The 11553-nt window shown below is 72.1% G+C and carries 9 protein-coding genes; 1 reads left to right on the forward strand and 8 read right to left on the reverse strand.

The window, feature by feature from the left end; all coding sequences use genetic code 11:
* Positions 1–147: 147 nt before the first annotated feature.
* A complete protein-coding gene (locus tag OHT52_RS12700; RefSeq protein ID WP_266707230.1) occupies positions 148–282 on the reverse strand; it encodes a hypothetical protein in 135 nt (44 codons plus the stop codon).
* A gap of 57 nt (positions 283–339) precedes the next feature.
* Positions 340–2931, reverse strand: coding sequence for a class III lanthionine synthetase LanKC (gene lanKC, locus OHT52_RS12705; protein ID WP_328720257.1), 2592 nt, complete (start codon positions 2929–2931; stop codon positions 340–342).
* Positions 2932–3258: 327 nt separating this feature from the next.
* Here lanKC and OHT52_RS12710 point away from each other — a divergent pair, with 327 nt between their 5' ends.
* A complete protein-coding gene (locus OHT52_RS12710; RefSeq protein WP_328720258.1) occupies positions 3259–4980 on the forward strand; it encodes a helix-turn-helix transcriptional regulator in 1722 nt (573 codons plus the stop codon).
* 143 nt (positions 4981–5123) lie between these two features.
* On the opposite strand, the gene OHT52_RS12715 is transcribed toward OHT52_RS12710, so the two are convergent.
* The 6 genes from OHT52_RS12715 to OHT52_RS12740 form a co-directional block, all read right to left on the reverse strand.
* Positions 5124–6155: a helix-turn-helix transcriptional regulator gene (locus OHT52_RS12715; RefSeq protein WP_328720259.1), complete on the reverse strand. Its 1032-nt coding sequence runs from the start codon at positions 6153–6155 to the stop codon at positions 5124–5126.
* 107 nt (positions 6156–6262) lie between these two features.
* Positions 6263–7291, reverse strand: coding sequence for a zinc-dependent alcohol dehydrogenase (locus tag OHT52_RS12720; RefSeq protein WP_328720260.1), 1029 nt, complete (start codon positions 7289–7291; stop codon positions 6263–6265).
* 138 nt (positions 7292–7429) lie between these two features.
* On the reverse strand, positions 7430–8026 hold the full coding sequence (locus tag OHT52_RS12725) for a hypothetical protein (RefSeq protein WP_328720261.1): 597 nt from the start codon (positions 8024–8026) through the stop codon (positions 7430–7432).
* A 79-nt stretch (positions 8027–8105) separates the two neighbouring features.
* Complete coding sequence (locus OHT52_RS12730) at positions 8106–9266, reverse strand: zinc-dependent alcohol dehydrogenase (protein ID WP_328720262.1); 1161 nt, start codon at positions 9264–9266, stop codon at positions 8106–8108.
* Positions 9263–10261 carry an NAD-dependent epimerase/dehydratase family protein gene (locus tag OHT52_RS12735; protein ID WP_328720263.1) on the reverse strand — a complete coding sequence of 333 codons (999 nt, stop codon included), beginning with the start codon at positions 10259–10261 and terminating at the stop codon, positions 9263–9265. Before OHT52_RS12735 ends, OHT52_RS12730 begins: the two co-directional genes overlap by 4 nt.
* A complete protein-coding gene (locus OHT52_RS12740; RefSeq protein ID WP_328720264.1) occupies positions 10258–11484 on the reverse strand; it encodes a DegT/DnrJ/EryC1/StrS family aminotransferase in 1227 nt (408 codons plus the stop codon). Before OHT52_RS12740 ends, OHT52_RS12735 begins: the two co-directional genes overlap by 4 nt.
* Between the last annotated feature and the right edge of the window lie 69 nt (positions 11485–11553).

Raw genomic sequence — 11553 nt, forward strand, 5'->3', positions numbered from 1 at the left:
TCCTCTCCCGGTGCCGCGGGCGGCACGCGGGGTACCGTTTCGCACGGATTCCGCGTGCCGCCCGGGCCGTTCACACCGGAGCGCCCGGCCGGGCGTGACCGACCGGACCAGCCGGACCAGCCGGACCAGCCGGACCGGCCGGCGTGATCAGAGAGTCGTCTCGATCTCGATGGTGAAGCAGCTGCCGAAGACGCTGATCCAGCTGCCCCGGTTCGTGTATCCGAGCGCCTCGGTGTCCACCGCGGTCTCCTCAAGTCCCTGCAGGGCCAATATCGCGTTCATGGTGCTTCCTCCTCCTATGTGTTCCCGGTCGGCCGGCTGTTCCGGCCGCCGGAAGTCTCAGGGGGTGCCCGGCTCGGGGAGCAGCGGCGCACCGGGCCCGTCGAGCACCCGGGCGAGGGCCAGCAGCACACCCGCGCTGCCGGATCCCAGGTCGGCGTGGAACCGTTCCTCCGCGGCGCCGAGCACCCGCAGCCCGTCGGGGTGCCGGATCGCGTACTTGGCGAGCCCGGTGGCGACGCGCAGCGCCGTCGCCCGCTCCCTGGGCCCGCCGACGTGCCCGGCCGGCTCCGCACGTTCCGCGTACTCGGCGTACTCGGCCAGCGCGTACACCGGGCCGGCGAGGCCCGCGTGCAGGCCGGGGTCGACGGTGCAGGTGAGCCGGCACATGGCCACGACCTGCGGCAAGGTCCGCACGCACCGCTCGTCGCCGGTCGTGGCGGCCAGCCGGGTGAGCGCCAGCGCCACACCCGCGGAGCCTTCCGCCAGGTAGGGCAGTATCCGGCTCTGCGTGGTGTCCCGGAACACCAGCCCGTCCGCACCACCGTCGGCGCCCCGGTCGAGCTCGGCGTGCATGAGGGCGACCGCACCCCTCAGGTAGCGCTGCTCGCCGGTGTACGCACCGATGGTCCGCAGGAACAAGGCCGTCCCGGCGAGCCCGGACGCGAGCCCGGGAGCCCCGGCGCCGGACAGCAGCCGACGGGGGTCCTCGGCGACGAAGGCGTCCGCGATCCCGGCGGCGAAGGCCAGCCGGCGGTCACCGCCGAGGCGCTCGTGGAGCGCGACGTGGGCGAGCCCGATGCCGGCCGCACCGTGGGCCAGTCCGGCCGAGGCGAGGCTGAGCGGGTGGCCCGGGGCGGTGTCGAGCACCTCCCCCGCCTCGTCGCCGAGGCCCAGTTCGGCCAGCACCCAGGCGATCCCCGCCGTACCGTTCTGGAGTCCGGGTGCCAGCACGGCGGCGTTCTTCAGCGCGTCCCGGCGGAATCTGGCCACCAGCTCGTCCGGAACGCCGGCGCCGGACCGCAGCAGGGCGTGGAGCACCCCGGCCGTCCCGTGCTCCAGGCAGTGGGTGTTCACGGCATAGCCACGCGGCGGCGGCGGGAACACCCAGTCCCGGCCGTCCGGCCTCGCCATGGCCAGCAGACCCGCGGTGAGTCCGGCCCGCAGCCGCTCCAGTTCCCTCTCCGGGTCCGCGTCCAGAGCGGTCGCCGAAGGCAGGTCGTGCACGGGGGCCGGAGCCCCGGCGGCGGTGCCGGGGTGGAAGCGGGTCACGGTGCGCCACAGTTCGGCGGGGACGGGGACGACGTGTTCGAGGTCCCGGCGGTAGAGCTCGGTACGGCCCACCGGGTCGCGTGCCAGTTGCTGGGTCAGCGGGAAGAGGGCGAACTGCGCCAGCCCGGAGAATCCGTACTCGTCGTCCTCCACACCGGCCGCCACCTGGGCGGGAGTCGGTTTGTAGCCCGGGGTGCCGAGCGCGCTCGGCTTCTCGTCGAGCGGGTTGGCGGTCTCGAAGTCGATCAGGCGCACGTCCAGGTCGTCGAGGACGACCACATTGCCGTGGCTCAGGTCGCCGAAGCGCAGCCCGATCCCGTGCAGCCGGTCGATGGCGGCGCGCAGGCTCGCCAGCACGCGGTCCACCCGGGCGAGGTACTCGGCGTGCCGGGCGGCGTCCACGTCGAACCGCCCCATCACCGTGTGGGCGGCGACCCACTGGACGAAGCCGGCTCCCTCGACGAACTCGGTCACCAGGAAATCGTGTTCCCACTCGGTGAAGCGGTCCAGCGGCTCGGGACAGAGCCCGGGTGCCAGGGAGTGCACCCGCTCCAGGATCTCCCACTCGTGGCGGAGCCGGCGGCGGGAGTCGGTTCCGTCGCCCATGAAGCCGTTGTGCGCGCGGGCTTCCTTGACGAACACCGTGCGGCCGGTGCGGGTGTCGGTGGCCCGATAGGTGCCGCCGCCGTTGCTGTGCCGGATCACCCCGGTGACCTCGTACCGCCCGTTCAGCAGGATCGGTCCGGTGTGGGGCGGCTCGGGAGTGGCGAACGGGTCCTCGACACCGGCCGGCAGGACGAACTGGGCGGACCGCACGTCCGGTACGTCCCTGCCCTGTCCGTCGCGCACCAACTGGAGCGTGGTGCCGTCCGGTTGGAGCCGGGAGCGGCTGCGGTGGGCTCCGTACCGGTACTGCACGACACCGCTGTCGGCGTAGCGGCGGTCGGTGAGGACGTACGGACCGGTCTCGCCCTTCAACTCGGCCGCCAGTCGCTCCATCAGCCGCCGGGCGGTGGTCACTTCGGGCGGATAGATCGCGATGAACTTGCCGGCCTGCGCCCGGTCGACGTGCTTGTGGTGGAACACCTCGTAGAACAGCCGCGCGGAGAGGTGCTTGAAGACCAGTCCCTCGTCGAAGCAGACCGCCGCCACCGTGTCGAGCGTGAACCTCAACCGTTCGGGCCTGGTGGACACATGGACCTTCCAGCCCTCGTCCACGAGCACCGGGTCGGCCGGCCGCCAGTAGGTCCACGTCCCGTCGACCGTCCCCGACCATCCGTCGGGAATCCCGCTCGGAGCGTAGGTCTCGCCCACGTCCGAGACCCGGTCCAGCGGGAGGTAGAACTCCTTGTCCGCCAGCGTCAACCAGAAGGCCTGCATCGTCGCTCCTCCACCGGTCCCGATCCCCGGGGACACGGCCCCGGCGCCGGGAGCAGACGCTAACCAGATGTCCCGCCCACCCGCAGCCACCCGTTCGGGGGGCTTGCGGCGGCGGCGACGGAAGCGGATACGGAGGCGGAAGCGGGCACCGATGAACGGGAGTCGCACGGGACAGACGGTTTCCGGCCACTGTCGGCAGGACGCCGCAGCGCCCAGGGACGTACGGAACCAGCCGCAGCCGTGCGGATGCCGTACGAGGTATGTGCACCGCACGCCGTAGTCGGTATCGTCGCAACGGCGTTGGGGCAGCCCGGAAGGACGGTGTCCGTGAGGGGTTCGGGGGATGCGGGGCAGGCGGTTCTGCGGGAACTGCGCGCCGCCGCGGCCGCACATCCACTGGTCAACCTGACCGGCCCGCTCGGAGTCGGCAAATCCGCGCTCACGGCCGGCCTCCGGGGCGCGGCCCGGGTGGACCTCGACCAGCCCGACGGACCGGCCGCGTTACGCCGGGCGCTCTGTGAACCGGCCGATCCGACGCTGGTGGTGGACAGCGTCGACGGACGGACCCGCCGGGACACCCTGTACGCCGAACTCGAACACCCCGGCCACCGGTGGCCGAACCTGGTCGTGGTCAGCCGTCGACCGCTCCTCGCCGACCCCCGGTGGACGCACTCGGGCGCGGCCACCGTCACCGTGGCCCCCGCCCCCGAGGAGCGGATCACCGCGCAGGCCGCCGCCGTGGCCGATCCGGACGGCCGCGCCGTCGTCGTCCAACTCGCCGGCGGAATACCCCTGATCGCGGATGCGGCCCGCCGCGCGCTGAACACCGGCATTCCGCCGAACGCCCTCGGAGCCGTCGCCGACCAGGTGTCCGAGGAGATCCTGGAGCGGCTCGGCCGCGAACTCCCCGGCAGGCAGTGGCGCCACGCCCTGCGGCTGCTCGCCACCGTGTGGTCCGGGGACGAGAGACTCCTGCCCGGTGGCCCCGACCACTTCGCCGCACTCGCCTCGCTCAGCATCGTCGAACGGAGCGGGCTGGGTCTCCGGATCACCGAGCCGTACCGCACCCTGTTCGAACTGGCCTACCGGTGGCGGCGGCCCGATTCGCACGAAAGCGCCCGGATCCGCGCCCGCGACTACCGCCTCGCCCTGCTCGCGGGCGCCCGCGACCAGGCCGAACAGACCGCACTCGCCGAAGAAAGCCTCTTCCTCAGCGCCGGCCCCCTGGTCCGCCGCACCCTCTTCCCGGCCGACACCCGTGCGGTGCGGGTACGCTCCGCCGTCGCCGCGGACGCCTCCGACATCGGCGTGCTGATGCGCCAGTGGGCCGACCACAGCGGCTTCGACCCCCGCCGCTGCGACCGGCTCACCGAACGCTGGGCCGGGGACGACATCTCCGCCTTCCACCTCGTGTACGACCGGGACGACAAGGCCGTCGGCATCGCCGGCCTCATACCGATCGACGACCGGACGACCACGGGCATGGAGCCGCTGCTCCAGCAGCACAGCGCGACGGTGGCCGGAGGCGGCCACTTCCTGGGAGCCGCGCACTGCCCCGACCCGGCCGTCCGGGCCATCCTCCTGCGCCACCTCCTCCAGCGCGCCTCCGGCGGCCAGCTGGTCGTCTCCACCGCCAACCCCGAGTACCAGGGCCTGGTGAACAGCCTCGGCTTCCGCGTCCACGGCTCCATCCGCGACGACGTCTTCCACTGCGGCCGGCCCCCGGCGGTCTACAGCAACGACTTCTCCGCCGCCGCGCTCCCCTGGTGGCTCGGCAGGCTCGACGGCAACGGCCCCCGGCCCCCGGCCCGACCCGGGCCCCGCATCGCCCCCAAGGAACTCCAGGTCCTGCTGGACTACGTGTCCGGCATGACCCTCAAGGCCGCGGCCCGGCGGGCCGGCATCTCCCAGAACACGGCCAAGGACTACCTCAACCGGGTCAAGTCCAAGTACCGGCTGGCCGGACGACCCGCCTACACCAAGATCGACCTGGCCCACCGGGTCCACGAGGACGGCCTCGGTCCGGCGGTCCCCACGATCTCGGCCTGAACGGCGCGTCCACCGCCCGGAGCGGACCCGCGCGGGCGGCCCGGAGGGCGGCACGCCGGCGGTTCCTCAGGGGTCGTCCCGCGCGGGTCCCGGTTCCACGCCGTCGGGCCGCCGGACAGGCCCCGGCGGCCGTCCCTCGGCGCTCAGTTCCGGCCCGCCCCGTCCTTGGCGTCGAGGAGCTGACGTCCGGCGACCATGTAGCCGGCCTGGAACCGGCTCTCGGCACCCGCGATCTTCATGATCTCGGCGATGTGCCGACGGCAGGTCCTGACCGAGATTCCCATGCGCCGGGCAATCGCCTCGTCTCGCACCCCTTGAATGAGAAGCCGAAGTATGCTTGCCCGCACGGAATTGGCGAGCGCGCGTTCCTCGTTCTGCGACTTGATCTCACCCACGAATGTCAGACCGTTCGTCCAGGTCCGTTCGAGAATTGCGCAGAGAAATGAGACGACTGCCCTTTCCCTGACAATCAGCACCCCGTAGCCTTCCTCCCCCTCGGCGGAGACAAAGGCAGTGGCCCGGTCGAAGATGATCACCGCATGGCTCAGTTCACGGACCGAACGGACCTCGGCTCCGGCCTTGGTGACCGCCTCGACGTAGCTGCGGATTCCGACGTCGAAGCGCGCGGCGTGCTGATAGAGCCCGCGGACACGTACGCCTCGGGAGAGCATGGCGAGGTCCCTCTGCAGGATCTCCGTCAGGCACGAGGGCAGGGGCGGGCTCGACGGCCGGGCCATGAGCACCTCGTGGGCGCACCGGTCGGACAACTCGTCGAGCAGGGAGTTGATGTGGGCGGAATCCGTCACGAACCGGGGCAACCTCGCCCCGCTTCGCTCGCTGTGTTCGCTCGACTGGTAGGCGGAGATCAGCGTCTCGAAGGCGTTGCGCGCCCCTTCGGCGACCCGCTGGGCGCTGCTGACCTCTCGTTCCAGCGGCCGGGCGAGCTCGGCCGCGGCCACGTCCGGCCGGTTGGCGACGAACTGGCCGCGGGCCGGTGCGCGCTTGACGAGCCGGTAGCAGGCCAGGAGATCGACGGCGGCTGCCACGGAGGCGGACGGAAGTCTGAGTGCTCCCCCGGCGGCCTCGATATCGAGACCGCCCTGTTCGAGAATCCACTCATATAGGCGGCAGGCATCGGACGTCAGGAATGGCATGTGTTCGTCTTCTGCCAGCATCGAGTTCCCCGCAGACTCTCGCGCACCATCAGATGATCACGCCGATGGTAGTCGTGGGGCGTCCCCGGTGAAAGAGTTTTCCCGTCCGGATTCCTGCCGCGGGAACGTCATCGGGGCGACGGGCCACCGGAAGTCGCCGGCCCCATGCGCAGTACCGCTTTGGGGTGCTTACCCGCGGCCATGGCTTCGAGTGTGTGCGTGGAGAAATCCTCCGGCCGGATGCCGGTCGCCATCCCCTCGGGCCGCAGTCGACCGGTCCGTACGAGGGCGATCACCGCGCGGAAGTCCTCCCGGAGCGCCCCGAGCGACCAGCTCAACCGAAGTTCCTTGCCGAACGCGAGCCAGGAATCCAGCGTGAGCGGGTGCGCGTGCTGAGCCGCCACCACGAGGTGACCGCCGCGTGACACCAGCCGGCACGCGTCCTGGAAGCCGCCCTCGACGCCGGATGCCTCGAACACGAGCGCCGCGGGCGCCGAGGGGGGCTCGGCGCGCGCGTCCAGTCCCAGGGCAGTGGCCGCCGCCCGCCGCTCGGCCACCGGGTCCAGCAGCACCAACCGTTCGAAGCCCTGGGCCCTGAGCACCAGAGCGATGCCCACACCGATGGCGCCGGCTCCGACGATCACCGCCTCGCTCGACTCGTCGCCCGCTTTGCGCGCGGCGTGGTGGGCGCAGCTGAGCGGCTCGATGAGCGCGGCGGCCACGGGATCGATGCCCGGGGGAATCTCCACGAGGGCGTCGGCCGGTACGGCGAGGTGATCGGTGAGCCCGCCGGAGCCGTAATTGTGTCCGAGCAGCTTCAGTTCGGTGCAGTAGCTGGTCCGCCCGGCCTCGCAGTGATGACAGGCGCCGCAGAAGAAGGCGGGGTCGACGACCACCGGTGTCCCCACCGCCCAGCCGGACTCGCCGGCGTCGGCGACCGTACCGGCCACCTCGTGCCCGAGCGGGACGGCGGGCAGGGTGCCGGGAGCCGCCAGCCGCTGCCGGTAGTCGGTCAGATCCGTCCCGCACACTCCGGCCGCGGTGACCCGGACCAGGACGTGCGACCGTCCTGCCTGCGGCATGTCGGGGCGGGTCAGGGAGATCTCACCCTCCGAGGTGAGAACGAAGGCCCGGTGCGGGGCGGTCCCAGTCGTCATCAGTCTTTCCTGTCTCTCTGCTTCTCGGGTGAACCGGTCGTGCGCCGCACGGAATCCGCCTCGGCGCGCGTCACGGCCGCGCGTCACGGCCGCGCGTCACGGCCGCGCGTCACGGCCGCGCGTCACGGCCGCGCGTCCTCACTGTGCTCGTTGTCGCGGGGACGGCAGGACGCCTGTCTCGCCCAGCTGTTGACGGGTGCGTTCCGCCGAGACGTGCGTGATGCCGATGCCGCCGAAGCGGTTCACCGCGTCGGTGTTCTCGGACTTGTCGTCGACGAGCACCAGTTCGTCGGGGCGCGCCCCGGTGCTCTCGCAGATCCAGCGGAAGAACCGCTCGGCCGGCTTTCGGGCGCCGAGCTGGTAGGACGCGAAGATCCTCAGGTCGAGATGGGCGAGGTACTCCCGGCCGATCTCCTCGATCCAGTCCGGGTAGTTGGAGCCGATCACCGTCCGGTGCACCGCACCGCACTCCGCCACGAGTTCTTCCATGCCCGTCAGCCACCGGTACCCCTCGCGCCGTGTCCGATGGAACAGGGCGTGATCGAAGGGGATGCCCGCCGCGCGCAGAGCATCCCAGTAGACGTCCTCGGTGATCTCCCCACGTTCCAGACGGTGGTACGTGCCCGGTGGACGGAGCGTTTCGAACTCCGCGAAGGTCATGCCGCTGGCCTTCTCGTGGGCCGCGAGGTAGGGATCGGACAACAGGGTGTCCATCAGGTCGAACACGACGATCACGTGTGGCTCCGTTCAGGGCCGCCGCCGCGCGAGCGGATCCTCACTCGCGCGGCGGCGGCTCTCCTTGGGGGTTCGGGGACTACGGGACGAGGGCGACCTTGACCGCCCGGTGCTCCGCTCGGTGACGTGCCACCGCCAGCGCCGTACGCAGCTCCTCCAGCGGATACCGATGGGTGGTCAGGACGTCCCCCAGACGGGGCATGGCGGTCAGCAGCCTCACGGCCTCGGCCATCGAGTCCACGCGCCGGCCGTCCCGGGCGGTCAGCGTCCCGTGTTCCAGATGGCCGATCAGCGTGAGCCGCTTCAGCCACAGGGCCCGCAGGTCGTCGCACCGCTCCGGGTTTCCGAGCGTCAGCACGGTGCCCCCGGTGCCGGCCACCGCCAGGGCCTCGGACAGCGACTGCCCGCTGCCCACCGCGTCGACGACGGCGGTGGGGCTCGCCGGCAGCCGGTCCGCGCCACCGCCGGGGCCGCTGAGCAGCGGCTCCACCACTCCGGGGCCCAGGGATCTCGCCGCCTCGGCCTGGAAGGGATGACGGGCGATCAGCCATCGCCGCCGATCGGGGAACATCGCCGCCGCGGCCACCGCCGTGAGGAGGCCGATCGTGCCGCCGCCCAGGATCACCAGCGGGCCCTCTTCGGAGGTACCCGCCAGGTGCCGCATGCCGGACAGCGCGACCGAGAGGGGTTCCGCCAGCACCGCCGTCCGATCCGGCAGCGTGTCCGGCACGGCCCGCAGCATGGATCGGTGGACGGCCACGACGTCGCCCCATCCACCGCCTAGTTCCCTGCTGAAGCCCAGGGACTTCCCCCACTTCGTGCCGCCCTCCCAGAAGGACCGGCACTGGCCGTACCAGCCCTCCCGGCACGAACGGCAGGGCGGCTCCCCGCGGGCCTCGCATGCCACCAGGGGATGGACGACGACGCGGTCGCCCACGGCCCAGCCGCTGTCCGCGCCGGGGTGCTCGACCCTGCCGACGATCTCGTGTCCCACCGCCACGGCGTGACTCAGCGGTTCGTCCGAAGGGGCCGCGTCGTCCTCCGGGCCGGCCGGAGGGTCACCGGCCGGGTCCGGCAGGTCGCTGCCGCAGATGCCCGCCATCGTCACCCGGACCAGGCACCAGTCGGGGCCGGGCGGTTCCGGCGCCGGTCCCCGCCGGATGCGCAGGCCCGCGTCCCCCGGTGTCCCGGTGGTCCGCACCACCTGGCGGGAGCCGCCGGGAGCGGTCGCCGGGCTCACGCGTGGACCCCTTCGAGAGTCCGCGCGCGGAAGTGGGTGAACAGCCGGGCAGCCGCCGCCTTCACCTCGTCGAGGGAGACCGGCCCCGCTCCGGGCAGCGCCGCTTCCAGGCGGCTCTGGTCGGCACAGGTCCAGTACTGGTACCGGTCGGGAATGGGGTTCTGGACCAACCGCACGTCGAGTGCGTCCGCCGTGCTGAAGTCGGCGCACCACTGCAGGAGGGTGGCGAAACTGACGGGGCTGGCGGATCCCAGGTTGTAGATCCCGCCTTCGGTCTCCTGCCCGGCCAACCGGACCACGGTCCGGGCCACGTTCTCGACGGGAATGTAGTCCCGGCAGGCGTTGAGCGTGTCGGCGAACACCCGCAGTTGACGGCCCTCGGCCGCACTCCGGAGCAGTTGGGAGATGATCGAGGCCATCCCGCCCTTGTGCTCCTCGCCCTGGCCGAAGACGTTGGTGTAGCGCAGCGCGAACCACCGGGGGGCCTTGGCGTACCTGCGCACCATCTCCTGGTCGAGCACCAGCTTCGACCGCGCGTAGAGATTGAGCGGCCCCGTGCATACGGACGTGTCCGTGGCCTGGGCCTCGGTCACCGCGACCCGACGCCGGATGGTGCCGTACACGCTGTGCGAGGACGCGTAGACGAAGCGCGCCCGGCCGGCGGCCGCGGCCTCCGCCAGGGCCAGCGGCTGGCGTACGTTCACCTCGCTGAGCCGGTCCCAGTCGTCGGCCAGGGTCGAGCTGATCGCCCCCTGGTGGATCACTGCCGCGTACCGGCCGTCGCGTACGTCGTTCAGCGTCCGCGGGTCGTCGGCCTCGGCGCGCACCACGCCGACGGCGGAAGCCATCCAGGGCGGACACTCGGCCACGTCGAGGGCGGTCACCGCCCAGCCGGCGTCCAGCAGAGCCCTGACCGTGTGACCGCCGATGAAACCGGCGGAGCCGGTGACCAGCGCTTCGAGGGGGGCCGCCGCTCCCGGCGCCGCGGCGTTCACGCGCGCTCCCCGAGGGACGCGGTGACGGTCTCGACGGTCTCGCGCACCCTGGCCGCCTTGCGGCCGGCCTCTTCGGGAGTGTCGAGCACCGTCACGTCACCGAGGGTGCCCAGGTACCCGTCCACCACACCGACGCTGAGCGCCACCGACCGGGCGAGCAGGTCGTCGGTGCGCGGCAGGTCACCCGGCCTCCCGCAGGCCACCGCGGTCCGCCCGTCGGCGTCCCTGCGGCCGAACTCGGCGTGCAGCTGGCCCATCCGCGCGTAGTTGTGCTTCGTCGACGCGGCGAGCGGGCTCCCGCCCAGGGCCGCCGCGACGGCGCCCGCGACCTCAGGGCTGTCGAAGATCAGCACCTGGGCCGTGCCGCATTCGCCCTCGTCGTGGATCACCCGCTCCCGCACGCCGGGCAGCCCGTCGAGCTCCTTGCGGACGGCCGCCTGGTTGGCACGGCAGCGCTCCAGGATGTGGTCCAGTTTGCGCGCCTGGGCCAGGCCCACGGCCGCGGCGAGTTCGTGGAGCCGCAGATTGAGGCCGATGCGCGGGCCTTCGTCGACCAGCCCCGCCCGGTCCGGGGCGAAGCCGTGGTCGTGGAAGGCGAACGCCTGACGGTGGAGTGCGGTGGAGTCGGTGGTCAGCAGCCCGCCGTCGCCGGCGGTGATCACCTTGCCCGTATTGAGCGAGAAGGCACCGACGTCACCGATGGAACCGAGCCGCCGCCCGCGGTAACTGCCGCCGAGCGCCTGGGCGCAGTCCTCGATCACGGCGCAACCGGCGGCCCGCGCCGTGGCGGTCAGCCGGTCGAGATCCGCCGGCGCTCCGATCATGTGCACCGGCATGATCGCCTTCGTCCGGGAGGACATCTTGGCCTCGACGTCGTCCGGCGCGAGTGTCAGGCTCTCGTCGACCTCGGCCAGGACGGGACGGGCACCGGTGAACAGGACCGCGGCGATGGAGGCGATGAAGGTGTAGCCGGGCACGATCACCTCGTCGCCGGGACCTATGCCGAGGGCGGTGAGGCCCGCCAGCAGACCGGAGGTGCAACTGTTGAGGGCGAGGGTGTGCCGGACTCCCAGGACCCCCGCCATGTGCTGCTCGAACAGCATGGTCCGCGAGAGCGCTGTCTCGTCGCCGAACCGGTAACGGCTCAGGTGTCCTTCCCTGAGCGTGTCGAGCACCTCGGCTTCCTCAGCCCCGTCCATCAGGTACCAGCCGGGCCCGGCCATGGAATTCTCCCTTCGGAACGAAACGTCGTTCCGGCGCGCGTGTGTAGGTGTTCTCAGTCGATTCACGGA

The organism is Streptomyces sp. NBC_00247 (assembly GCF_036188265.1).
Lineage (GTDB): Bacteria > Actinomycetota > Actinomycetes > Streptomycetales > Streptomycetaceae > Streptomyces.

What these genes read in the sequence shown, in the direction of transcription:
- OHT52_RS12740 (WP_328720264.1), bottom strand. Translation starts at nt 11,484, where the DNA reads ATGGCCGGGCCCGGCTGGTACCTGATGGACGGGGCTGAGGAAGCCGAG.
- OHT52_RS12700 (WP_266707230.1), bottom strand. Translation starts at nt 282, where the DNA reads ATGAACGCGATATTGGCCCTGCAGGGACTTGAGGAGACCGCGGTGGAC.
- OHT52_RS12720 (WP_328720260.1), bottom strand. Translation starts at nt 7,291, where the DNA reads ATGACGACTGGGACCGCCCCGCACCGGGCCTTCGTTCTCACCTCGGAG.
- OHT52_RS12715 (WP_328720259.1), bottom strand. Translation starts at nt 6,155, where the DNA reads ATGCTGGCAGAAGACGAACACATGCCATTCCTGACGTCCGATGCCTGC.
- lanKC (WP_328720257.1), bottom strand. Translation starts at nt 2,931, where the DNA reads ATGCAGGCCTTCTGGTTGACGCTGGCGGACAAGGAGTTCTACCTCCCG.